The 21,532-nt window shown below is 69.3% G+C and carries 22 protein-coding genes and 1 tRNA gene; 11 read left to right on the top strand and 12 right to left on the bottom strand.

The window, feature by feature from the left end; all coding sequences use genetic code 11:
* Positions 1–99: 99 nt before the first annotated feature.
* Positions 100–2,658: a DNA ligase D gene (gene ligD, locus BMZ45_RS06955; protein WP_091634337.1), complete on the bottom strand. Its 2,559-nt coding sequence runs from the start codon at positions 2,656–2,658 to the stop codon at positions 100–102.
* 490 nt (positions 2,659–3,148) lie between these two features.
* On the opposite strand from ligD, the gene BMZ45_RS06950 reads away from it, so the two are divergent.
* The 3 genes from BMZ45_RS06950 (at position 3,149) to BMZ45_RS06940 (ending at position 4,159) form a co-directional block, all read left to right on the top strand.
* Positions 3,149–3,487 (top strand): hypothetical protein, encoded by a 339-nt coding sequence (locus tag BMZ45_RS06950; protein ID WP_139215420.1) that lies wholly within the window; start codon positions 3,149–3,151, stop codon positions 3,485–3,487.
* Complete coding sequence (locus BMZ45_RS06945) at positions 3,481–3,753, top strand: hypothetical protein (RefSeq protein WP_091634331.1); 273 nt, start codon at positions 3,481–3,483, stop codon at positions 3,751–3,753. The genes BMZ45_RS06950 and BMZ45_RS06945 overlap by 7 nt, the downstream gene beginning before the upstream one ends.
* Positions 3,754–3,820: 67 nt before the next feature.
* Positions 3,821–4,159: a hypothetical protein gene (locus tag BMZ45_RS06940; RefSeq protein ID WP_056174353.1), complete on the top strand. Its 339-nt coding sequence runs from the start codon at positions 3,821–3,823 to the stop codon at positions 4,157–4,159.
* Between the two features lie 10 nt (positions 4,160–4,169).
* Here BMZ45_RS06940 and BMZ45_RS06935 read toward each other — a convergent pair whose 3' ends face one another.
* Entirely contained in the window at positions 4,170–4,946 is a 777-nt protein-coding gene (locus BMZ45_RS06935; protein WP_091634328.1) for a LytR/AlgR family response regulator transcription factor, read from the bottom strand.
* Complete coding sequence (locus BMZ45_RS06930) at positions 4,943–6,052, bottom strand: sensor histidine kinase (protein WP_091634326.1); 1,110 nt, start codon at positions 6,050–6,052, stop codon at positions 4,943–4,945. Before BMZ45_RS06930 ends, BMZ45_RS06935 begins: the two co-directional genes overlap by 4 nt.
* Before the next feature lie 206 nt (positions 6,053–6,258).
* On the opposite strand from BMZ45_RS06930, the gene BMZ45_RS06925 reads away from it, so the two are divergent.
* Positions 6,259–6,627, top strand: coding sequence for a hypothetical protein (locus tag BMZ45_RS06925; protein WP_091634323.1), 369 nt, complete (start codon positions 6,259–6,261; stop codon positions 6,625–6,627).
* A 27-nt stretch (positions 6,628–6,654) separates the two neighbouring features.
* Here the strand turns inward: BMZ45_RS06925 and BMZ45_RS06920 are convergent, their stop codons facing one another.
* Positions 6,655–6,894 (bottom strand): hypothetical protein, encoded by a 240-nt coding sequence (locus BMZ45_RS06920; protein WP_091634319.1) that lies wholly within the window; start codon positions 6,892–6,894, stop codon positions 6,655–6,657.
* A 192-nt stretch (positions 6,895–7,086) separates the two neighbouring features.
* Between BMZ45_RS06920 and BMZ45_RS06915 the strand changes: the two genes are divergently transcribed.
* Positions 7,087–7,530, top strand: coding sequence for a MarR family winged helix-turn-helix transcriptional regulator (locus tag BMZ45_RS06915; RefSeq protein ID WP_091634316.1), 444 nt, complete (start codon positions 7,087–7,089; stop codon positions 7,528–7,530).
* A 221-nt stretch (positions 7,531–7,751) separates the two neighbouring features.
* Positions 7,752–9,278, top strand: a complete 1,527-nt coding sequence (locus BMZ45_RS06910) for an aldehyde dehydrogenase family protein (RefSeq protein ID WP_091634312.1) — start codon at positions 7,752–7,754, stop codon at positions 9,276–9,278.
* Between the two features lie 10 nt (positions 9,279–9,288).
* On the opposite strand, the gene BMZ45_RS06905 is transcribed toward BMZ45_RS06910, so the two are convergent.
* Both BMZ45_RS06905 and BMZ45_RS06900 read right to left on the bottom strand, forming a co-directional pair.
* Positions 9,289–10,422: a fatty acid desaturase family protein gene (locus tag BMZ45_RS06905; RefSeq protein WP_091634309.1), complete on the bottom strand. Its 1,134-nt coding sequence runs from the start codon at positions 10,420–10,422 to the stop codon at positions 9,289–9,291.
* 5 nt (positions 10,423–10,427) lie between these two features.
* Positions 10,428–11,543: a ferredoxin reductase gene (locus BMZ45_RS06900; protein WP_091634307.1), complete on the bottom strand. Its 1,116-nt coding sequence runs from the start codon at positions 11,541–11,543 to the stop codon at positions 10,428–10,430.
* 85 nt (positions 11,544–11,628) lie between these two features.
* On the opposite strand from BMZ45_RS06900, the gene fabR reads away from it, so the two are divergent.
* Positions 11,629–12,282, top strand: coding sequence for an HTH-type transcriptional repressor FabR (fabR, locus tag BMZ45_RS06895; protein WP_091634304.1), 654 nt, complete (start codon positions 11,629–11,631; stop codon positions 12,280–12,282).
* A gap of 162 nt (positions 12,283–12,444) precedes the next feature.
* Here fabR and BMZ45_RS06890 read toward each other — a convergent pair whose 3' ends face one another.
* Positions 12,445–12,717, bottom strand: coding sequence for a hypothetical protein (locus BMZ45_RS06890; RefSeq protein ID WP_091634302.1), 273 nt, complete (start codon positions 12,715–12,717; stop codon positions 12,445–12,447).
* Positions 12,718–13,072: 355 nt separating this feature from the next.
* Between BMZ45_RS06890 and BMZ45_RS06885 the strand changes: the two genes are divergently transcribed.
* Entirely contained in the window at positions 13,073–14,350 is a 1,278-nt protein-coding gene (locus BMZ45_RS06885; RefSeq protein ID WP_091634299.1) for a nucleotide sugar dehydrogenase, read from the top strand.
* 70 nt (positions 14,351–14,420) lie between these two features.
* Positions 14,421–16,043, top strand: a complete 1,623-nt coding sequence (locus tag BMZ45_RS06880; RefSeq protein WP_091634296.1) for an FMN-binding glutamate synthase family protein — start codon at positions 14,421–14,423, stop codon at positions 16,041–16,043.
* Between the two features lie 154 nt (positions 16,044–16,197).
* On the opposite strand, the gene arsC is transcribed toward BMZ45_RS06880, so the two are convergent.
* From arsC to BMZ45_RS06865, 3 genes are all read right to left on the bottom strand, one after another.
* Positions 16,198–16,557 (bottom strand): arsenate reductase (glutaredoxin), encoded by a 360-nt coding sequence (gene arsC / locus BMZ45_RS06875; RefSeq protein ID WP_091634293.1) that lies wholly within the window; start codon positions 16,555–16,557, stop codon positions 16,198–16,200.
* Between the two features lie 123 nt (positions 16,558–16,680).
* Positions 16,681–16,755, bottom strand: a tRNA-Val gene (locus BMZ45_RS06870).
* 74 nt (positions 16,756–16,829) lie between these two features.
* Positions 16,830–17,684 carry a hypothetical protein gene (locus BMZ45_RS06865; protein WP_091634290.1) on the bottom strand — a complete coding sequence of 285 codons (855 nt, stop codon included), beginning with the start codon at positions 17,682–17,684 and terminating at the stop codon, positions 16,830–16,832.
* 148 nt (positions 17,685–17,832) lie between these two features.
* On the opposite strand from BMZ45_RS06865, the gene BMZ45_RS06860 reads away from it, so the two are divergent.
* On the top strand, positions 17,833–18,237 hold the full coding sequence (locus BMZ45_RS06860) for a phasin family protein (RefSeq protein WP_091634287.1): 405 nt from the start codon (positions 17,833–17,835) through the stop codon (positions 18,235–18,237).
* Between the two features lie 150 nt (positions 18,238–18,387).
* Here the strand turns inward: BMZ45_RS06860 and BMZ45_RS06855 are convergent, their stop codons facing one another.
* Together BMZ45_RS06855 and BMZ45_RS06850 are read right to left on the bottom strand one after the other, a co-directional pair.
* On the bottom strand, positions 18,388–19,014 hold the full coding sequence (locus tag BMZ45_RS06855) for a TetR/AcrR family transcriptional regulator (protein ID WP_056174384.1): 627 nt from the start codon (positions 19,012–19,014) through the stop codon (positions 18,388–18,390).
* A gap of 54 nt (positions 19,015–19,068) precedes the next feature.
* Positions 19,069–19,326 carry an acyl-CoA-binding protein gene (locus tag BMZ45_RS06850; protein WP_091634285.1) on the bottom strand — a complete coding sequence of 86 codons (258 nt, stop codon included), beginning with the start codon at positions 19,324–19,326 and terminating at the stop codon, positions 19,069–19,071.
* A 152-nt stretch (positions 19,327–19,478) separates the two neighbouring features.
* Here BMZ45_RS06850 and BMZ45_RS06845 point away from each other — a divergent pair, with 152 nt between their 5' ends.
* The gene (locus tag BMZ45_RS06845; RefSeq protein WP_091634282.1) at positions 19,479–21,467 is read left to right on the top strand and encodes an SDR family oxidoreductase; all 1,989 of its coding nucleotides are present in this window, start codon (positions 19,479–19,481) and stop codon (positions 21,465–21,467) included.
* The last annotated feature ends 65 nt before the right edge of the window (positions 21,468–21,532 follow it).

The following is a 21,532-nucleotide window of genomic DNA, read 5'->3' as shown; positions in this document are numbered from 1 at the left end:
CGTTTTCCTTGCGTAGACGAAGACGCTGCCCACCGACGATACGGGCCCGCGCGTCAACGCCGTTTCATGCGGCTGAAGGCGCGCCGAACGAGCGCGGGCTCAGGCCTGCCGATGCCGCGCGAGCAGCGCGTCCACCCCGTTCAGGTCCTGCGACACGCGCTCGATGCCGTCCCAGGGATGGGCCTTGAGGCGCTTGAGGCGTCGCAGCGCGGAGTCGATGTCGAAGGCGTCGCCGGCCTTGACGCGCCCCAGCTCCTCCCAGCGCAGCGGCATCGCCACCGGCGCGCCGGTGCGTGCGCGCAGCGAGAACGAGGCCACGCTGGTGGCGCCGCGGCCGTTGCGCAGGTAGTCGATGAAGATCTTGTCGCGGCGGAATTTCTTGGTCGCCGTCGCCACGTACTTGAGCGGTTCGGCCGCCGCCATCGACTCGGCGAAGCCGTGCGCGAACGGCTTCACCTGCGACCAGTCGCAGGCCGGCGCCAATGGCACGACCACGTGCAGACCCTTGCCGCCGGAGGTTCGTACATAGCTGCGCAGTTCCAAGGCCTCCAACAGCGCGCGGATCTTGCGCGCCGCGGCGACGATCTCGGACCAGGCCACGCCCGGACCCGGATCCAGGTCGAAGACCATGCGGTCGGCGCGGTCCGGGGTTTCGGCGAGGGCGCCCCAGGGGTGGAACTCCAAGGCGTTGAACTGCACCAGCTCCATCAGACCGGAGGCGTCGCGGATGACCAGATAGTCGGCGCGCGCGCCGGACTCCTCCTTCAGCGCGACCGCATCGACGCGCTCCAGGCCGGCGATGCGGTGCTTCTGGAAGAAGCAGGGCCGTGCCGCGCCCTGGGTGCAGCGGATCACCGAGACCGGACGATCGACCAGTTCCGGCAGCAGCCAGTCCATCACGGCCTGGTAGTAGTCGGCGACATCCTGTTTGGTGGTGCCGCGATCGGGGTAGACGACGCGGGTCGGGCTGGTGAGTTGCATCTCGTTCTCCGCTGTCGCGGCCTTGCGCTTGGCGCCGGCGCGCGTGGGGACCGGGGCCTGCGCTGCGGGTCGCGCGCGCGGGCGATCGGAATCGGCCAGGTCGGCCGGCGTCTTGTCCGAACGCAGGCCCTTGAGCGAGGGCTGACGCAGCAGGCCGTAGCCGCCGTAGCCGCGGTAGTAGACCTCGACCACCGCGCGCGGCTCGAACCAGCGCGCGCCGCGCAGATCGGTGCTGTGCGGCGGCACATGCACGCTGGGGCTGTCCTGCGCGCCGCGTGCGAGCAGCGGCGCGAGTTGTCGGATCAAGCCTTCCGAAAATCCGGTGCCGACGCGGCCCGCATATACCCAGCCGTGGCGCGCGTCCGGGCGCGCCAACAGCAGCGCGCCGAAGCCCTGGCGCCGGCCCTTGGGCGCGGTGTAGCCGACCACCGCGAACTCGTCGCTGCTCAAGCGTTTGGTCTTGCGCCAGTCGTCGCTGCGGCCGGCGTGATAGCCGCCGTCGGCCCGCTTGGAGAGGATGCCTTCGTAGTGTCGGTCGGCGGCCAGCTCATAGGCGGTTTCGCCGTTGCCGGCGATGTGCGAACTCAGGCCCAGCCGTGCGGGCGGCGGCTCGAGCAGGCGCGCGAGCAGGCGCTTGCGATCGAGCAGGGCGGCCTTGCGCAGGTCGACGCCTTCCAGGTGCGGCAGGTCGAACAGCATCAGGGTGAGAGCGCCGGTCTTCTCGCCGGACAGGATGCCCTGCAGCAGGTTGAAGTCCGCCTTGGTGCCTGCGCCGGCGATCAGTTCGCCGTCGAGTTGGGCCTGGGTCAGGCGCAGGGATTCCACCGCCGAGACGATCTCCGGCAGGCGCTGGGTCCATTCCAGGGCGCTGCGCGACCACAGCCTGACCACGCCGTCGACCACCGTCGTCAGCAGGCGGTAGCCGTCCCATTTGATCTCGTGCACCCAGTCGTCGCCGCTGGGCGGACGCTCGTGCAGGCGCGCGAGTTGGGCGTCGAAGGCCTGGTCGCGGATGCGGGCTGGCTTGGCGCCGTCGATCGCCAGCGCCAGCGCATGCCAATCGACGCGTCGTCGTCGGGTCGGCGCGTCGACGGCGCTCAGGCGGCGCTTGTGCGGTTTGCCGGTACCGGCGCGTTTGCGGTCCGCCGCGGGCGCGGGCGTGACGTCGCCCAACAGATCGTCGGCTTCCAGGGTGCTGGCATACTCGTCGGCCTCCTTGAACAGCAGCCACTGCGGCTGCCGCGCCGGCTTGCTGGAACGCACCAGGTGCCAGGAACCCTTGAGTTTTTTCCCGTGCAGGGCGAAACGCAGATGGCCCTTGGCCAGCTGGGTCTCGACGTCGTGGTCGCTGGTCCAGGCGCCGTGATCGAATTGGGCGACGTGTCCGGCGCCGTACTCGCCTTCGGGAATCTCGCCTTCGAACGCGGCATAGCTGAGCGGATGGTCCTCGACCTCCACGGCCATGCGTTTGACCTTGGGGTCGTAGGACGGCCCCTTGGGCACAGCCCAGCTTTTCAGCACGTCGCCCACTTGCAGACGGAAGTCGTAGTGGCGACGCCCCGCATGGTGCAGCTGCACGACGAACCGCGGCCGATCGCCGTGCCGCGATCGCGCCTTCGCCGCCGGCTCGCGGGTCTTGTCGAAGCGGCGTTTACGCTGGTATTCGCTCAGGCTCATGTTCGCGTTCGCGCAGCGACGGATGCAGCCGACCCCGCATGGGCTTTCCTGAAGTAGTGCCGAGATCGGATGGTGCGCACCGAGGCGTGGAGAACGCGTCAGCGGCGGATCCGATCAAGATCCTGAACCGTTAAGCGCTTGCATCGGTGCGTGCGCGATGGCGGGCCGAACGCGGCGCCGACCGCCGGTCCGAAACTTCGGCGGGTCAGGGCGGTTGGTGCTAGTTTGTAAGGGCCTTCAAGGGCTGCGGCACAGCATGTGCTACGGGATCTTGTCCGCTCCAGCGAGACGATCTCATGAACCCGGTCAAGCGTCACCGCGTCGTCCGCCACACCGTTCCGGCCGCGCGCGAGTCCGACCCGTACTCCCGTCCCGCCATCGAATCGGCGGAGAACGAAGGTTGGCCGCCGCGCCGCCTGAACGCGCTTGTACGGATCTTGCGCGCGCCGTCGGCGCTGGGCCCGCGGTGGCGGAGAAAGCAGGCCGCGCCATGCCGATGAGCGGTGGCCTGACCTTGTTGGCCCTGGGCTTGTTCGCCTTCGCCATGGCGCTGGAAAGCGCGGTGTCGCTGCGCTTTCTGCATCGCCTGCGGCGCAAACATCCCAAGCAATGGGCGCACGCGGCGCAGCCGCCGCTGTGGCAGGACCGCACGCTGTTCAGCGCGCGCGAGACCATGCTCTACCTGAAGGACTACGCCTTCGTTTCCAGCCAGGACGCCAGTGGCATCCGCTATTGCGAGCGCCATCGCGCGGCGATGCTGGCGGCCTACTGGATCACCGCCGTGGCCGGCGTGGCGTTCCTGGTCAGCGTGGCGACCAACGGATGGTAGGGCGCGCCGTCGAAGCGGGTGCGGACGCCAGGATCAGCAATGAGCGCCTGTTCGAGCGTTATCGTGGGGTGCCCTACGAAATCGGCATCGCCGGACACCGCGGCGGCCGCTTCGATCCCGAGGCCTGGGTGGACGGGAGCGCGCTGGCCATCGTCGGCGCCGGCGGCGCAAGCCATGCCTTGGCGCTGGCCGACATCCGCGCCCGGGTCGAGCAGCGGATCAGGTGGATGCTGCTTGCACTGGAATGCGCGGACGAACCCCTGTAAACCGGAGTGTGGCGATGCGGCGATCCAACCCCCATTCCTACGCAATCGCGGCCAACAGGGGCTAGCCATGTTTCAGAAGAACGACGGCGAGTTTCAATTCGCCTTCGCGGGCTACGGGTCCTCGCGTGAGGACAAGCTCGCGCCGATGGTCGAAGTCGGCGATCAGGTCATATTGCGCGTCGACGCGGGCGACGAGCTCGATCACCAGTTGATCGTGCGGGTGCGCACCGCCGCGCCCGGACAGGACTATCTGGGCGCGGTCGAAGGCTTCGAGGAGCTGTCCGAGCGCGTGGCGGGTTTTCCGCGCGGACAGATGGTCCGGTTCGCTCACGACGAGATCCATTTCTGCGACAAGTCGGGCATGCGCTCGCCGGATCGCGGACCCAACAAGCGCGAGCGGGCCTAGGGCGGCTCGCTCATTCCTGGCGCGTCGTCGCCAGGCGCAGGAAGGCTTCGTGCTGGTAGCGGCTCATGCGCAGCTGCTGGCCGGTGTCCATGGTGACCACGTGGTGGCCGTTGAACCAGGGGTGGATGGCCTGGACGCGGCGCACGTTGACGATCGCCGAACGGTGGACGCGGGCGAAGTGGCGCGGGTCCAGGCGCGCGGCCAGCGCGGCCATGGTCTCGCGCAGCTCGTGCACGCGGTCGGCCAGATGGAGCTCGACGACGTTGCGATTGGCCTTGATCCAGACGATGTCCTCGACCGGGATGAACACCAGGCGCTCGTCCACGCGCACCGGGATGCGTTCCAGGTAATCGTCGCGGCGGCGCAGGGCCTCCAGCGCCTGCAGGATCTGCGCCGAGGCCAGGGCGCCGCCGTCGCTGGCGGCGCTCAGGCGCGCCTTGGCGCGCTGCAGGGTGGCGGCGAAGCGCTCGCGGCTGAAGGGCTTGACCAGGTAATCGACCGCGTTGGCCTCGAAGGCGCGCACCGCGTATTGCTCGTAGGCGGTCACGAAGATCGTGGCCGGCATGCGCTCGGCGCCGATCGCGGCGACCACGTCCATGCCGGTCATAGCCGGCATCTGGATGTCCAGGAACACCAGGTCGGGCCGCTGCGAGCGGATCGCGACCACCGCCGAGGCGCCGTCGCCGCACTCGCCCAGCAATTCGATCTGCGCATCGTCGCGCAGCAGGCGCACGATCGCATGGCGCGCGATCGGCTCGTCGTCGATCACCAGCGCGGTCAGGCTCATGCGACCACGTGCTCCGGCGCCTCGTCGGCTTCCTCGATCTCGCGGTAGGGCAGGCGGATGCGGCAGGCCACGCCGCTGGGCCAGATCATGTCGAGGCGGATATCGGCGACTTCGCCGTAGAGCTCTTTCAGGCGCAGGCGGGTGTTGGACAGGCCGATGCCGTGACCGAGCGGATCGCCGCCTTCCTCCAGGCTGCTGTTGCGGTTGCGCACGTCGATGCAGAGCTGGGCGTCCTCGCGCCGGGTCTCGATCTCGATGCAGTCGTCGCCCACCCGCTGGCCGATGCCGTGACGGATCGCGTTCTCGACGATGGGCTGCAGGACCAGGCTGGGCACCGCGCAGTCGAGGGTATCCGGGGCGACGTAGATGCGCGTGCTCAAGCGGTCCTTGAAGCGCATGCGCTGGATGCCGAGGTAGAGATCGAGCAGGGCCAGCTCGCGGCGCAGGGTGATTTCCTGGCCGTCGTAGTCCTCCAGGAACGCGCGCAGCAGATCGCTCAGGCGCAGCAGCATGTCCTCGGCCGAGACCTTGTCCTCGTCCAGCAGGGTCACGATCGCGTGCAGGGTGTTGAACAGGAAATGCGGCTGCAGCTGGGTCTTGAGCACCTGCAGGCGCGACTGCGCCAGTTCGGTCGCGAGCCGGCTGGCCTCCAGTTCGCGGCGCGCCTGCTCGGCGCGGAAATGCAGGGCCTGCTGGACCGCCAGCAGGGTCCAGTAGGTGAGCAGGCAGGTGGCGGTGTGCTTGCCGACGAACTGGCCGAACTGATCGGCGAAGGAGCTGGATTCGGTCACCATCGAGACCGTCGCGCCGATCACCAGCGCCAGCAGGGTCACTCCGGCGCTGGCGAGCAGCTGGGTGCCGAACGAGGCCAGGCGGAACGGCGGCTGGATCGGGTAGCGCTCGGCCAGGCGGAACACCAGCGGCGCCAGCGCGGCCCAGGTGTACCACTGGATCGCCGACCAGCGCAGATAGTCGAACATCGACCAGGTGTGGCCGCCGATCGCATCGTGCATGTAGCTCTGCAGCGCGAACACCAGCACCACCGCCGACCACAGCCAGAGGTAGCGGGACAGGGCGATTTCGGTGCTGCCGAAGCGGATCGTCATCGATGCCGGCCGTAGGGGATGTCCGCATCCTAGGCGCAGCGCGGGCCGGCTGGAAGCGCCGTCGGCGCCGACTACGATTCGCCATCGCGCTGCGACGATTCGTCCCGAATCGCTTTCGCCAACCGCGTCGGACTGCCCTGATGTGGGCGCCGACGGCCACGCGCAGACGCGGACCGTGGCATCCCTCCCTCCGTCGGAGTTCCGCCATGCGTCCGATCCGTTGCGCCGTCGTCGCCTTCATGCTGTGCGTGGCCGCCATGACCGCCGCGAACGCCCATGCCCGCACCCGTTATCTGGAACTGATCAACCGAGCCCACGACAGCGTGATCGCCGTGGCCATCGCCGACGCCGGTCAATCCGCGTTCCGCGACGCCGCGTTGGGCCAGTCGCTGCGTGGCGGCGGCGGTTCGGCCACGATCGAACTGGATGGCGAAGCCTGCCTGCGCGATTTCCGGGTCGCGTTCCGCGACGGCCGCAGCCAGCTCTACCGCGACGTCGACGTATGCCGCCGGCAGCGCCTGCAACTGCGGCCGTTCCCGCGCGAGCGCGAAGCCGGGGCCGCCGCTCACGAGTGAGTGCGGCCGCGCGGCGTGCGCACGGGCCTAGACCATCAGGCCCGTGCTGATCAGCGGCGTGCGCGCCATGCGGACGCTCAGCAGGCGTTTGAGCTCGTCCAGGCTGCTGTTGCTGTAGGCATAGGCGAAATCGTTGAGGGTGCCATGGTAGTACTCGTAGCGCGCGTGGTCGGCGCTGCGGCGGATGCAACCGACGTGCACGCCGCGGTAGCGCACCTCGATCTGCCAGCCCTTGTCGGTAACGACTTCCAAGTAGTCCAGGTCCATGCTTACCTCATGCCATCGTGGCGACGGCGGCACCTTGCCTGTGCCTACATGAACGTACCGGGTCTCGCGCGGGCGGCGCGCGGGAGCGGTATGGGTTTGTGAACGTCGCGTCAGTGTCGCGCCCGCGAGGCCGATTTGACGTTTGCGTGGCGCGGGTCCAACAATCCGCCGGCCTTCCTCTGCGCGAACCTCATGCCGGCCAGCCGCGACGTCGAGATACTCAACCTGGTCAACGCGATCGTGCATCAGGCCACCGCGCGCATGCAGCGCTCGCTGCGCGACGCCGAGGTCGGTCTGGCCGCGATGGAAGCGCGCACCCTGCGTTTCGTCGCCCGCCATCCGGGCTGCACCCAGAGCGACATCGTGCGCGAGAGCGGGCGCGACAAGGCCCAGATCGCGCGCGTGATCAAGACCCTGCTGGAGCGCGACTACGTGCGCCGGATGCCGGACCAGGCCGGCGAGAAGCGCCAGCGCCTGCGCCTGACCGCGAGCGGCGCGGCTACCCACGAGACCGCCGAAGCGCTGCGCACCACGGTCGCGCAGGACCTTCTGGCCGATCTGGGCGCGGCCGAGCGCGCGCAACTGGAGAAGCTGCTCAAGCGCGTCGCCCAGGCGCCGCCGCCCGAGTCGGATTGACACCGTGGCTGCGCTGGTAGCGGCGCGGTCAGGGCCGGGCAAAGCGCAGGCCCGGTCCGTTCGATCATCGGGCAGACCACGCTGGCATTCGGTCGCGCACGAAGCTGCGATTGGAAGCGGTGTGAAGTTGACTTTATCAACCGTGTCCGGCATCGTTGACATTATCAACTTATAGCTCGCGCCCGGGCCCCGGTGCGTCGAGCACAGGACAGGCCAATCCCATGAATACCCCCCATCGCGGCGCAGCGGCGACGCTCGAGCACGGCCAGGCCTTGGCGAAGCTGCGCGCGGAACTGGCCGCGCAAAGGCCGATGCTGTTGATCGACGGCCAATGGCAGGCCTGCGCCTCGGGTGCGACGCTCGAAGTCGACGATCCCGCCACCGGCGAGACCATCGCCCGCATCGCCGCAGGCGAGGCCGACGACGTCGATCGCGCAGTGGCGGCGGCGCGGCGCGCGTTCCGCGACGGCCCTTGGCCGCGTCTGCCGGCCAGCCGGCGCGCCGCGGCCCTGTTCGCCCTGGCCGATGCGATCGAGCGCGAACACGACGAGTTCGCCCTGCTGGAATCGCTGGACGCCGGCCACAGCCTGGCGTCGATCCGCCGCGGCGATCTGCCGCTGGGCCTGCGTTCGCTGCGCGACTACGCGGGCTGGGCGACCAAGATCGCCGGCGAGGTGCCGATGCGCGCCAGCGACCAGGCTGGCATGGATTACTTCCTGCGCGAGCCGATCGGGGTGGTGGCCATCGTCACGCCCTGGAACGCGCCGTTCCTGATGGTGCTGCAGAAGCTGGCGGCCGCGCTCGCGGCCGGCTGCACGGTGGTGATCAAGCCGGCCGAACTGGCGCCGCTGTCGGCGCTGCGCATCGGCGCGTTGTGCCGGCAGGTCGGCATCCCCGACGGCGTGGTCAACATCGTGACCGGCACTGGCCCCGCGGCCGGGCAGGCGCTGGCCGAGCATGCCGACGTCAACCTGATCAGCTTCACCGGCTCGACCCAGGTCGGACAATCGATCATGGCCGCGGCTGCGCGCAGCAATCTCAAACGCATGGTGCTGGAACTGGGCGGCAAGTCGCCGGTGCTGGTGTTCGCCGACGCCGACCTGGACAAGGCGGCGCGCGCGATCGTCGGCGAGATCGCGTTCAAGAGCGGGCAGTACTGCGCGGCCGGTTCGCGGCTGTTCGTGCAACGCTCGGTCCAGGACGCCTTGCTGGAGCGCATGCGCACGGCGATGGACGGCATCCGCATCGGCGCCGGCTACGACGAGGGCAGCGACATGGGGCCGATGATTTCGGCGCGCCAACGCGAGCGCGCCCAGGCCATCGTCGACCACAGCCTGGCCGAGGGCGCGCAGGCCTTGCGTGGCGGGCATGCCAGGCCGGGGCCGGGCTACTTCTACGAGCCGACCCTGTTGACCCAGGCCACGCCGCGGATGCGGATCGCGCGCCAGGAGATCTTCGCGCCGGTGCTGACGGTGATGGCCTTCGACGACGACGCCACGGCGGCACAGGTGGCCGCGCTGGCCAACGACTCGCACTACGGCCTGTCGGCCAAGCTGTGGGCGCGCGACCTGGGCACGGTGCACGACTTGATCGGCCGCCTCGAAAGCGGGCAGGTGATCGTCAACGGCGGTGGCGGCGAGGCCACGCTGCCGTTCGGCGGGGTCAAACAGTCCGGCTACGGCCGCGAGAACGGCCACGTCGGCCTGGCGGCCTACACCGAGATCAAGGCGGTGCGGCTGGGCTACTGACGGCGCCGGATCAGGCCGGCGTGCGCGCCAGCCGCGCGCGCTTGGCCGGCGGACGGCTGGGCAGGGCGTGGCGCAGGATCCGCCACACCACCTGACCGAACTGGCGCGGCAGCGAGCCGGTGTTGTAGTGCTGGCCGTAGCGCGCGCAGATCTCGCGCACGTCCACCGCCATCGCGGCGTAGCGGTGCGCGGGGATGTCGGGATAGAAGTGGTGCTCGATCTGATGGCTGAGGTTGCCCGTCATCAGGTCCATGAGCCGGCCGCCGGTGAGGTTGGACGAGCCGCGCAGCTGGCGCAGGTACCAATGCCCGCGCGATTCGCCGGCCACCGATTCCTTGGAGAAGGTTTCGGCGTCGGCGGTGAAGTGGCCGCAGAAGATCACGGTGTAGGTCCACAGGTTGCGCAGCACGTTGGCGACCACATTGCCCAGCAGCACCGGCAGGAAGAACGGACCGGCCAGCAGCGGGAAGAACACGTAGTCCTTGAGCACCTGGCGCGCCATCTTGCGGCCGACCGGGCGGAAGTGCTGGCGCAGCTGCGCGGTGCTGGTCTTGCCGATCCACCAGCGGCCCAGGCGCAGGTCCTGGATCGCCACGCCCCATTCGAACAGCAGGGCGAAGATCACCGCGACCAGCGGCTGGAACAGGTAATAGGGCTTCCAGCGTTGCTCCGGGAACAGACGCAGCAGGCCGTAGCCGATGTCGTCGTCCATGCCGCGCACGTTGGTCCAGGTGTGGTGCTGGTAGTTGTGGGTCTTGCGCCAGTTGTCGCTGGTGCCGGCGATGTCCCATTCGTAGGTCTTGCCGTCCAGATGCGGGTCGCGCATCCAGTCGTACTGGCCGTGCATGACGTTATGGCCCAGCTCCATGTTCTCCAGGATCTTGGACAGCGCCAGCAGCGCCACGCCCAGGATCCAGGCCGGTATCAGCAGCGCGGGCAGGAAGGCGCCGCCGATCGCGCCGACCATCAGCGCCAGGCGTCCGCCCAGGCCGGTCCAGCGCACGGCGGCGACGATGACGCGGATGTAGTCGGCGTCGCGCTGGCCGAGCTGGGCGGCGGTGCGCGCGCGCACGCCGTCGAGTTCCACGCCGAAGCGTTCGAGTTCGTCCGGGCTGAGCGCGCGATTGCGGGGTGTCGTGGGCATAGGGGTCACAGATCGAGGACGAGGTCGCTGGTGGCGCTGTTCACGCACAGGCGCAGCGCGGACACCGGTTCGTGTTGGACATCGCCGGTGTGCAGATGGAGGGTGCTGCCCGAGCGCTTGCCGCAGGCGCAGGTGTTGCAGATGCCCATGCGGCAGCCGGAGGCGGGCTTGAGACCTTGCGCTTCCAGCGCGCTGAGCAGGGACTGCCCGCGCGCCACGGTGAAGCGGCGCGCGCTCGCGGCCAGGGTGATCTCGACCGTGCCTTCGGTTTCCAGCGTGCGCGGCGGCGGGCTGAAGGCCTCGGCCTGGAACGAGCGCGCCTGCGTGGCGAGCAGGGCGCGCGCCTGATCGACGAAACCGCCGGGGCCGCAGGCGTAGACCTCGCGCTGCGCGAGGTCGGCCAGGCTGGCCAGCTGCGCGGCGTCGATCCGGCCTTCGCCTTCATCGCTCGCGAGCGCGGCCTCGCCGGTGAGCAGGAAGCGCACCTGGAACTGCGGATGCGCGGCCGCGTAGCCGCGCAACTCGTCGACGAAGCACAACTGCTCGCGCTTGCGCGCCCAGTACAACAGGCTCAGCGGCGCCGGCATGCCTTGCGCGGCCAGGACGCGGGCGAACGCGATCATCGGGGTGATGCCGCTGCCCGCGGCCAGCAGCAGGCGCGGGACGGGGGCGGTCTCGTCCAGGCGCAGGTCGCCGAACGCCGGGCCCAGGTCGAGCACGTCGCCGACCCTGGCCTGTTCGCACAGGTAACGGCTGAGCTTGCCGCCCTCGACCGCCTTGACCGTGATCGCGATGCGGCGGTCGCGGCCGGGCAGGCCGGTGGGGCTGTAACTGCGGGTCACCCGGCAGCCGTCGATCTCGGCGCTCACATTGAGGTGCTGACCGGGCCGATGGCCGGCCCAGTGGCGGTTCGGGCGCAGCACCAGGGTCACCGCGTCGGCGGACTCGGCGCGGCGCTCGACGATGCGCGCCAGCGGGCGTTCCCAGGACCAGGTCGGGTGCAGGCGCGAGGCCCAGAAGTCGAACACGCCCGGCGACAGCCAGGGCCGTGCCAGGCGCCTGAACGGGCTGTCGGGGCGGGTAGGCGTACGGGCGGAGACGGGGCGGGGACGGGCGCTCATGGGCGACACTATACACGTGAGAGCACAAGTGTATAGACACATGTATATTGACCGCCGTCGTTATGATGCAGGCCCGATCCCGTCCATGCTCGTCTCCGTGACCCAACACCCCGTAGCTGCCGACGACGATACGACCTCCGCGCGCAAGGCCGCGATTTCGCGCGACGACCTGCTGGCGGCGGCGCTGCGCCTGATCGGGCCGCACCGCAGCGTGTCCAGCCTGAGCCTGCGCGAGGTCGCGCGCGAGGCCGGGATCGCGCCCAACAGCTTCTACCGCCAGTTCCGCGACATCGACGAGTTGGCGGTGGCCCTGATCGATCTGGCCGGGCAGTCGCTGCGCAAGATCGTCGGCGCGGCGCGCCGGCGCGCCGCGACCAGTCACAGCATCGTGCGCGACTCGGTGACCGCCTTCATGGAGCAGGTGCGCGCCGACGACAAACTGCTGCACGTGCTGCTGCGCGAGGGCACGGTGGGCTCGGACGCGTTCAAGCAGGCGGTGGACCGCGAGCTGACCTTCTTCGAGGAAGAACTGCGCATCGACCTGGTGCGCCTGTCGGCGGCCGACGGCGTGAGCCTGCTGGAACCGGCCCTGGTCGCCAAGGCGATCACCCGCCTGGTGTTCGCGGTCGGCGCCACCGCCATGGATCTGCCGCCGCACAAGGATGCCGAGCTGATCCAGCAGCTGACTCAGATGGTGCGCATGATCCTGGCCGGCTCGCAGGCGATGGCCCGCGATTGAGGCGGAGGCGCCGCAAGGCCGCGCCTCGAACAATGCGATCGCCGCACGCCGTGGACGCGACCTCCGGCGGTTGAGGCGTGGTCGCGGCGAATGCGCCGCAGGCGGTCGCTGATCCAGTGGGCGGGAGCGCGAACGGCGCGAACGCCGTTCGCGCGAATGCGCTCAGCGCGCGCTGGCGACCAGGGCCAGATGCGGCCGCTGCCGCGCCGACGCGGCGACTTCGAAATGACGCACCTGGGTGCCCATGGCGAGCTGGCCGGACGGTGCATAGATCTGCACGCGCACGTCCACCCGATAGGCCTTGGCGTGCTCGACCGCGTCGCGGTGCGCGGCGACGCCGGCGGCCTGCAGATCGCGGTGCGGCTCGATCGTGGCCGGACTGCAGATCGGGCTGCCCTGGTTGTGCTGTTCGCGGAGTTCGACTCGGTACGGCATGGCGCAGGTCCCGTGGGCGTGGGCGGTGGCCGGCCGGGGTGGGCCGGAGGTCGGGCGGGCATCCATGGCCGAGCGTGGTCCAGATCCGCGGAGGCTGCCAGACCGTGCCAGTCTGCGCCTATGCCGGGAGTCGTGCAGTCGGCGCAGGCCTGACGGGCGTGTAGGAAAAATCCGAATCGGCCCCTTGCCGCGCTCGCCGCCCGTGGCGCCGGCCGCTCGCGACGGATCGCGGTGGATACTGGCGCGCGCCGATGACAGCCGTGCGTTCGTGCGCGCGGGCGACCCTATAATCGGCCGGCGCCTGGCCTGGGCCTACCGGGGACGATGGCGGTTCCTCACTACGTCAGGGCAGGGCATGCAGGATCTGGCAAGCGCACGCATCGCGGTCATCGGGCTGGGCTACGTCGGGCTGCCGCTCGCGATCGAGCTGGGCAAGCGCTACGACACCCTGGGCTACGACATCGACGCCGCGCGCGTGGCCGCGCTGGCCGCGGGCGAGGACGGCAACGGCGAGACCGGCGCCGACGAGATCGCCGCCGCCACCCGCCTGCGCCTGAGCGCCAACCCCGAGGACCTGCGCGACCGCGACGTGTTCGTGGTCACCGTGCCGACCCCGGTGGACGAGCACAAGCGTCCCGACTTCGGCCCGCTGCTGCGCGCCAGCCTCGGCATCGGCGGCCTGATGCGGCCCGGCGCCCTGGTGATCTACGAATCCACCGTGTACCCGGGCGCGACCGAGGAAATCTGCGTGCCCGAGCTCGAGCGCGCCTCGGGGTTGCGCTACAACCAGGACTTCCACGTCGGCTACAGCCCGGAGCGGATCAATCCCGGCGACAAGCAGCGGCGTCTGGTCGATATTCCGAAGGTGACCTCGGGGTCGACGCCGGAGGCGGCCGAGTTCGTCGACGCGCTCTACCGCAGCATCATCCTGGCCGGCACCCACAAGGCTTCCAGCCTGCGCGTGGCCGAGGCCGCCAAGGTGATCGAAAACAGCCAGCGCGACGCCAACATCGCCCTGGTCAACGAATTCGCGCTGATCTTCCAGCGCCTGGGCATCGACACCACCGAGGTGCTGGAGGCCGCGGGCACCAAGTGGAATTTCCTGCCGTTCCGTCCCGGCCTGGTCGGCGGGCACTGCATCGGCGTGGACCCGTACTACCTGATCCAGAAGGCGCAGGCCGCCGGCTATCACCCGGAGATCCTGCACGCCTGCCGTCGCATCAACGACGCCATGGGCGAGCACGTCGCCGCCGACGTGATCAAGCGCATGATCCAGCGCGGCTTGGCCGTGGCCGGTGCGCGCATCCTGATCCTGGGCCTGGCGTTCAAGGAAAACTGCGCCGATCTGCGCAACACCCGGGTGATCGAACTGGCGCGCCAGTTCGGCGAGTACCGCGCCCAGGTCGATATCCACGACCCCTGGGTCGACGCCGCGCACGCCTTGCGCGAGTACGGCGTGGAAGTGGTGGCGCAGCCGCAGGCAGGCGCCTACGACGCGGTGGTGCTGGCGGTCGCGCACGACCAGTTCCGCGCGCTGGGCGCGGCCGGCGCACGCGCCTACGGGCGCCCCGGCGCGCTGCTGTACGACATCAAGAGCCTGTACCCGCGCGATCAGGTCGACGCCCGGCTCTGACGGCGGGCTGCGACCCGCGCGACGCGCGGCCGCGTTATGCTCGCCGCAGCCCGCGATCGAACCGCCCGCCATGCGCTATGCCGTCTACATCGCCAGTGTGATCCTGCTGCTCGCATCGGTAGTGATCGCGACCTTGTGGGAACCGGACTGGTGGTGGGGCGCGCTCGCGTTCGGCGCGATCGCCGCGCTGGGCACCTGGGATCTGCTGCAGACGCGCAGCACCCTGCGCCGCAACTATCCGGTGCTCGCGCATTTCCGCTACGGCCTGGAGTCGATCGGGCCGGAGATGCGCCAGTACTTCATCGAGGCCGATACCGCCGAGGTGCCGTACTCGCGCCAGCAGCGCGCCCTGGTCTATCAGCGCGCCAAGTCGGTCAACGACGTGCGCCCGTTCGGCACCCAGCAGGACGTGTACGGCCACGACTACGAATGGATCAACCATTCGATGTCGCCCACGCCGCATGTCGAACACGATTTCCGCATCGCGATCGGCGCCGCCAGCGCGCAGCCGTACTCGGCCAGCGTGTTCAACATCTCGGCGATGAGCTTCGGTTCGCTGTCGGCCAACGCGATCCGCGCGCTCAATCGCGGCGCCAAGCTGGGCGGCTTCTACCACGACACCGGCGAGGGCTCGATCTCGCCGTATCACCGCGAAAACGGCGGCGACCTGGTCTGGGAAATCGGCTCGGGCTATTTCGGCTGCCGCGACGAGCAGGGCCGCTTCGACCTGGCGCGCTTCACCGCCGCCGCGGCCGACCCGCAGGTGAAGATGATCGAGATCAAGCTGTCGCAAGGCGCCAAGCCCGGCCACGGCGGGGTGCTGCCGGCGGCCAAGGTCAGCGCCGAGATCTCGGCCACGCGCGGCGTGCCGATGGGCCAGGACTGCGTCTCGCCGGCCAAGCACAGCGCCTTCGATTCGCCGCGCGGGCTGCTCGAGTTCGTCGCGCGCTTGCGCGAGGCCTCGGGCGGCAAGCCGACCGGCTTCAAGCTCGCGATCGGGCATCCCTGGGAATGGTTCGGCATCGCCAAGGCCATGCACGAGACCGGGCTGCTGCCGGACTTCATCGTGGTCGACGGCGCCGAGGGCGGTACCGGCGCGGCGCCGGCGGAGTTCATCGACCACGTCGGCGTGCCCATGCACGAGGCCTTGATGCTGGTCCACAACACTTTGGTGGGGCTGGAGCTGCGCCACCGCATCCGCATCGGCGCGGCCGGCCGCATCACCAGCGCCTTCGATATCGCGCGCACCCTGGCGATGGGCGCGGACTGGTGCAACGCGGCGCGCGGCTACATGTTCGCGCTGGGCTGCATCCAGGCCCAGAGCTGCCACACCGACCGCTGCCCGACCGGCGTGGCCACCCAGGACCCGCGCCGCTGGCGGCGCCTGGACGTGCCAGACAAGGCCACGCGCGTGTTCCATTTCCACGACAACACGCTCAAGGCGCTGCGCGACCTGCTGTGCGCGGCGGGGCTGTCGCATCCGGAGCAACTGGGGCCCGAGCACATCCTGCGCCGGGTATCGGCGACCGAGGTGCGTTCGCTGGGCGCGCTGTACAACTTCCTCGCGCCCGGCGATCTGATCGGGCGCATTCCGCAGCACGCGGTGTTCCAGAGCTACTGGGCCGGCGCGCGCAGCGATTCCTTCGCCGCGCCCGACAAGGTGGCGTCGCTGCGGACCAGCAAGTCGTTGTGAGTGGCGGGCGCGCCGCGGGACCCGCTGCTTTCTGTGGGAGCGGCGTGAGCCGCGATTGAGCCCGCACACTGCAGCGCGAGCCCGACAGCCGTTGGAGTTCAATCGCGGCTCACGCCGCTCCCACAGAAATCCAAAGCGGCCAAGCGGCGAGCGGTCAGAGCAACTCCAGCACCCGTTCCGGCGGTCGCCCGATCACCGCGCGGCCGGCGTGCACGAACAGCGGGCGTTCGATCAGCTGCGGGTGCGCGGCCATCGCCGCGATCAGGCTCGCCTCATCGAGCGCGGGGTCGTCCAGGCCGAGCTCGGCGTAAGCGTCCTCGCCGCTGCGCAGCAGGGCGCGCGCGGGCAGGCCGAGCAGGTCCAGCAGGCCGCGCAGTTCCTCGGCGCCGGGCGCGCGCTCCAAATAGGCGACCAGCTCCGGCTCGATGCCGCGCTCGCGCAGCAGCTCCAGGGCGCCGCGCGACTTGGAGCAGGCGGGGTTGTGATAGAGGCGGGTAGGGGACGAAGGCTGCATCGCGCGCTCCTGACGGCGGGAGTGCCGGCCGCGATCGCGCGGCGCCGGCTCCACGGTACGGGCTCCGGAGGATCGGGCCTCGGAAAAGACGAAGGCCGGCTTGCGCCGGCCTTCGTCCGTATCTGGTGGGCGGTACAAGTTTCGAACTTGTGACCCCTGCCGTGTGAAAGCAGTGCTCTACCGCTGAGCTAACCGCCCAAATACTTGGGCCGCAGATTGTAGGGGGCGGGCGCGGACTAGGCAAGCCTTGGTTCGTCGGCGCGGCCCGGGCCTCATTCCAGCTGGGCGCGCGCGTAGGCCCCGTCCAGCGCCTCCATGGCGTCGATGGGCTTGAGTTTCGCGGCTTTTTCGTAAGCCGCGGCGGCCGCATCCTCCTGCTTGTCGCCGTGCAGCAGCATCAGCACGTTGCCCTGTTCGATGTAGGCGATCGGCGAATCCGGGGTCAGCTTGAGCGCGGTCTTGATGTGCTTGTCGGCCTCGGCCGCCTTGGCGCCGTAGGTCAGGCCACCGATCATCGCGCCGACCTTGCCGATGATCTCGGCGTGGTACAGCGCCATCGCGGTATGCGCTTCGGCGTGCTTGGGCGCCAACTCCAGGGTGCTGTCCAGGGCGGCGCGGACCTTGCCGGCGATGCCGGCCTTGAGCGCCTTGGCGATGCTCAGACCCTGGCTATAGCGGCCCAGCGCGAAGGCGTGGCGGTAATGGCTGTTGGCCTCGTCGGGCAGGGCCTTGACCGCGGCTTCAGCGAGCTTGGCCGCATGTTCGTAGCGCTTGAGCTTCTCGGCCTCGTCGTCGACCAGATAGGTCGCGTGGATGCCCAGCGCCTTGACCGCGACCGAGGCGCCGACCGGGCCCAGCGCTTCGCCGGCATCGAAGGCGGCCTTGAAATCGCCGCGGTGGAAGGCGCGCCAAGCGTCCTGCAGCGCGCTCGCGAGCGCGTCGGCATCCAGGCCCTTGGGCGCGGCCTTGCCGGCGGCGGCGATCAGCGCGGCCGCGCGCTTGGCGTCCGGATAGGCTTCGGTGTCGCCGGCGTGCAGCTTGGGCCAGGCTTTCTTGAGGGCGTCGCCGGCGTAGGCGTAGCCCTTGGCATCGTGCGGAAAAGCGGCCCAGGCGGATTTCGCGGCCATCTGCAGTCCTTGTCGTAAGTCGGTAGCGCAGCATCCCGCCACCGGCGGTGTTCTGGCAAGGGCCGGCGCCTAGTGTGATTGCTCCATGGCGCTTGGCCACAGTGGCGGTCGAGAAACCGGCCCTCCGGCCGGTCAGCGGAGCACTCAGATGGCAACCGTCAAACGCAAGACCCGCGCGCCCAAGGAAACCACGCTGCGCCACCTGTGGCTGGCCGGCCTCGGTCTGGTCGCGATCGCACGCCGTGGCGGCTTCGACGCCGCCGGCCGCGCGGTCGAGCGCGCCGATGCGCTGCAGCGCCGGGCGCAGAAGTTGGTGCGCGAAACCCGCCAGAACCTGCGCGCGCAGTTGGACAGCGTGCGCGGCCAGGTCGAGCCGCGGGTGGTGAAGTTCAGCGCCGAGGTCGAGACCCGTCTGGCGCCGGTGCTGGACAAGCTGGGCCTCAAGCCCCAGGCCCAGCGCAAGGCGCGCAAGCCGGCCAAGGCCAAGAAGAAGCCGGCGCCGGCGCGGCGCGCGGTGCGCAAGCCGGCCAAGCGGGCTGCGCGCAAGGCTTGAGGCCGTGCGTCAGCGACGAGAAAGGGCGCCGATCGGCGCCCTTTTTTGTGCCTGGCGTCGATGGTGGCGTCTCGTGCTGCGGATGGAAAGCCGATCGCGGCCTACGCCGCTCCCACAGGGACGCCTCGTCCGGTAACGACGGATTCGCGGTCAGTCCAGGTAGGCGCGGGTCAGCGAGTTGAGGTGGACGCGCTCGGCGTCGCGCAGGAACGGCGCCATCAGCATCATCACCTGGACGATGCCGTCGCGGATCGCGGCGTGCTCGTCCTTGTCGCCGCGCGCGGAGGCGTAGTTGAGCCAGAAGGTGGCGATCACCAGCACGTTGGTGGCGGTAGCGGCCAGTTCGTCGCTGGAGGCGCGCATCACCCCGGCCTGCGACAGGCCGCGCATGACCGTATGCGCCTGCTCGTCGGCGCGCTTGAGGATGCGCGCGAAGCGCAGGCGCAGGCGGCGGTTGCGGCTGAGGATCTCGACCAGGTCGCGGTACAGAAAGCGGTAATCCCAGATGCACTCGAACACCAGGTGCAACTGCAGCCAGATGTCCTCCAGCCCGGGCAGGCGCCCCTGCGGCGCGGCGAGCGCGCCGTCCATGCGCTCCTCGTAGCGCGCGAACAGCTGCTCGATGATGTCGTCCTTGTTGCGGAAGTGGTAGTACAGATTGCCGGGGCTGATCTCCAGCTCGTCGGCGATGTGGTTGGTGGTGACGTTGGGCTCGCCCTGGGCGTTGAACATGGTCAACGCGGCGTCGAGGATGCGCTGGCGGGTCTGCTTGGCCACGGGGTCAACCCGCCCTGGATCGTGACGCCGTCGGTCGGCGCGCCCCGCGCGGCATCAGCCGCGCAGCTTCTTCACGAGGTCGACGTACTTCTTCATCGCCTCTTCCTGGCCGGTGCCCTTGAGCTTGGCCCAGGCCTCGTACTTGGCGGTGCCGACGAAATCGAAGAATCCCGGCTTGGCGCCGCTGACGTCGCCCTCGGCGCCCTGTTTGTACAGCGCGTACAGGCGCAGCAGGGTGTCGTTGTCGGGGCGCTCGGACAGCGACTGCACATCCTTTGCGGCTTGCTCGAAACTGGATTTCAGATCGGACATGGTGTGCCCCTCCCGGCGACCAAGGTGATGCGGCATTACCGCACGCACCGGCGGGGTGGTCAATACGGAAGGGAATTGTCCGCGCGCCCGGGCTCTGGCAAGTTAGGCGGGTACAGCCGCCGCGCGGCCGACTTGGGGTCAAGGAGAGGGGCATGAGTTATTTCGTTACCGGCGCGACCGGGTTCATCGGCCGGTTCCTGGTCAGCAACCTGCTCAAGCGCAAGGGCACGATCCACGTGCTGGTGCGTAAGGATTCGCAAAAGAAGTTCGACGCCACGGCCAAGAAGATGGGCTGGGACCTGAAGCGGGTGATCCCCGTCTACGGCGACATGACCGCGGCCAAGTGCGGGCTCAGCGCGGCGCAACTGCGCGCGCTCAACGGCAAAATCAAGCATTTCTTCCATCTGGCGGCCATCTACGACCTCACCGCCAGCGCCGAATCGCAGCGCGCAGCCAACATCGACGGCACCCAGCACGCGCTGGACCTGGCCGCCGCGATCGGCGCCGGCTGCTTCCACCACACCAGCTCGATCGCCGCCGCCGGCATGTACCAGGGCGTGTTCCGCGAGGACATGTTCGACGAGGCCGAGGGCCTGGACGATCCCTACCTGCGCACCAAGCACGATTCCGAGGGCCTGGTGCGCGCCGAGAAGCGCGTCAAATGGCGCATCTACCGGCCCGGCATGGTGGTCGGCCACTCGCAGACCGGCGAGATGGACAAGATCGACGGCCCCTACTATTTCTTCACCTTCCTCAAGAAGCTGCGCGAGATGCTGCCGCCGTGGATGCCGACCCTGGGCATCGAGGGCGGGCGCATCAACATCATCCCGGTCGATTACGTGGTCGACGCGATGGACCACATCGCGCACAAGCCCAAGCTGGACGGGCATTGCTTCCACCTGACCGATCCGGAGCCGCAGCGCGTCGGCGAGGTGCTGAACACCTTCGCCCGCGCCGGCCACGCGCCGGAAATGACCATGCGCATCGACGCGCGCATGTTCGCCTTCGTGCCGTCCGGCATCCGCGGCGCGGTCGGCAACCTGCCGCCGGTCAAGCGCTTCATCGGCATGCTGCTGCGCGACTTCAAGATTCCCAAGGAGGTGATGAAGTTCATCACCTATCCGACCCGCTTCGACAACCGCGAAACCGAGCGCGCTCTGCGCGGCAGCGGGATCAAGGTGCCGCATCTGGAAGGCTACGCCTGGCGCCTGTGGGATTACTGGGAGCGCCACCTGGACCCGGATCTGTTCATCGACCGCACCCTCAAGGGCAAGGTCCGCAACAAGGTCGTGGTGATCACCGGCGGTTCCTCCGGCATCGGCCTGGCGACCGCGGAGAAGGTCGCCGCGGCCGGCGCGATCACGGTGATCGTGGCGCGCGGCGAGGAGGAACTGTTCAAGGCCCGCGACGCGATGAAGGCGGCCGGGGGCAAGGTGTTCGCCTACACCGCGGACCTGGCCGACATGGCCGACTGCGACCGCCTGGTCAAGCAGATCCTGGGCGAGCACGGCCACGTCGACATCCTGGTCAACAACGCCGGCCGTTCGATCCGGCGCTCGATCGAGCTCAGCTACGACCGCTTCCACGATTTCGAGCGCACCATGCAGCTCAACTACTTCGGCAGCCTGCGCCTGATCATGGGCTTCATGCCGAAGATGACCGAGCGCCGCAAGGGCCACATCATCAACATTTCCTCGATCGGCGTGCTGGCCAATTCGCCGCGTTTCTCGGCCTATGTGGCCAGTAAGGCGGCGTTGGACGCGTTCAGCCGCTGCGCCCAGGGCGAGCTGTCGGGCAAGGGCATCAGCTTCACCACCATCAACATGCCGCTGGTGAAGACGCCGATGATCGCGCCGACCAAGATGTACGACAGCGTGCCGACCCTGACCCCGGACGAGGCCGGCGACCTGGTGGTCAAGGGCATCATCGAGAAGCCCAGCCGCATCGCGACCCGCCTGGGCATCTTCGCCTCGGTGGTCAATGCGCTGGCGCCCAAGGCCTACGAGGTGGTGATGAGCACCGCCTTCGAATTGTTCCCGGATTCGGCCGCGGCCAAGGGCGATCGCAAGGGCCTGAAGGACGAACACGCGAGCAACGAGCAGATCGCGTTTGCGGCCTTGATGCGCGGCGTGCACTGGTAGGCGCGCGGCGTATCGTCGTTACGGAATCGGCCGCCTTGCGCGGCCGATTCTTTGTCTGGGGTCGG

This window comes from Lysobacter sp. cf310, assembly GCF_900114355.1.
GTDB lineage: Bacteria > Pseudomonadota > Gammaproteobacteria > Xanthomonadales > Xanthomonadaceae > Lysobacter.
This window is presented reverse-complemented; position numbering and strand designations above follow the sequence as displayed.

Bases quoted from the DNA above. Each gene is read 5' to 3' on its own strand.
- BMZ45_RS06860 (WP_091634287.1), top strand. From the start codon at position 17,833: ATGGCAACCGTCAAACGCAAGACCCGCGCGCCCAAGGAAACCACGCTG.
- BMZ45_RS06925 (WP_091634323.1), top strand. From the start codon at position 6,259: ATGCGTCCGATCCGTTGCGCCGTCGTCGCCTTCATGCTGTGCGTGGCC.
- ligD (WP_091634337.1), bottom strand. From the start codon at position 2,658: ATGAGCCTGAGCGAATACCAGCGTAAACGCCGCTTCGACAAGACCCGC.
- BMZ45_RS06885 (WP_091634299.1), top strand. From the start codon at position 13,073: ATGCAGGATCTGGCAAGCGCACGCATCGCGGTCATCGGGCTGGGCTAC.
- BMZ45_RS06935 (WP_091634328.1), bottom strand. From the start codon at position 4,946: ATGAGCCTGACCGCGCTGGTGATCGACGACGAGCCGATCGCGCGCCAT.
- BMZ45_RS06940 (WP_056174353.1), top strand. From the start codon at position 3,821: ATGTTTCAGAAGAACGACGGCGAGTTTCAATTCGCCTTCGCGGGCTAC.
- BMZ45_RS06920 (WP_091634319.1), bottom strand. From the start codon at position 6,894: ATGGACCTGGACTACTTGGAAGTCGTTACCGACAAGGGCTGGCAGATC.
- BMZ45_RS06905 (WP_091634309.1), bottom strand. From the start codon at position 10,422: ATGCCCACGACACCCCGCAATCGCGCGCTCAGCCCGGACGAACTCGAA.
- BMZ45_RS06950 (WP_139215420.1), top strand. From the start codon at position 3,149: ATGCCGATGAGCGGTGGCCTGACCTTGTTGGCCCTGGGCTTGTTCGCC.
- BMZ45_RS06910 (WP_091634312.1), top strand. From the start codon at position 7,752: ATGAATACCCCCCATCGCGGCGCAGCGGCGACGCTCGAGCACGGCCAG.
- BMZ45_RS06915 (WP_091634316.1), top strand. From the start codon at position 7,087: ATGCCGGCCAGCCGCGACGTCGAGATACTCAACCTGGTCAACGCGATC.
- BMZ45_RS06865 (WP_091634290.1), bottom strand. From the start codon at position 17,684: ATGGCCGCGAAATCCGCCTGGGCCGCTTTTCCGCACGATGCCAAGGGC.
- BMZ45_RS06890 (WP_091634302.1), bottom strand. From the start codon at position 12,717: ATGCCGTACCGAGTCGAACTCCGCGAACAGCACAACCAGGGCAGCCCG.
- BMZ45_RS06850 (WP_091634285.1), bottom strand. From the start codon at position 19,326: ATGTCCGATCTGAAATCCAGTTTCGAGCAAGCCGCAAAGGATGTGCAG.
- BMZ45_RS06880 (WP_091634296.1), top strand. From the start codon at position 14,421: ATGCGCTATGCCGTCTACATCGCCAGTGTGATCCTGCTGCTCGCATCG.
- BMZ45_RS06930 (WP_091634326.1), bottom strand. From the start codon at position 6,052: ATGACGATCCGCTTCGGCAGCACCGAAATCGCCCTGTCCCGCTACCTC.
- fabR (WP_091634304.1), top strand. From the start codon at position 11,629: ATGCTCGTCTCCGTGACCCAACACCCCGTAGCTGCCGACGACGATACG.
- arsC (WP_091634293.1), bottom strand. From the start codon at position 16,557: ATGCAGCCTTCGTCCCCTACCCGCCTCTATCACAACCCCGCCTGCTCC.
- BMZ45_RS06900 (WP_091634307.1), bottom strand. From the start codon at position 11,543: ATGAGCGCCCGTCCCCGCCCCGTCTCCGCCCGTACGCCTACCCGCCCC.
- BMZ45_RS06945 (WP_091634331.1), top strand. From the start codon at position 3,481: ATGGTAGGGCGCGCCGTCGAAGCGGGTGCGGACGCCAGGATCAGCAAT.
- BMZ45_RS06845 (WP_091634282.1), top strand. From the start codon at position 19,479: ATGAGTTATTTCGTTACCGGCGCGACCGGGTTCATCGGCCGGTTCCTG.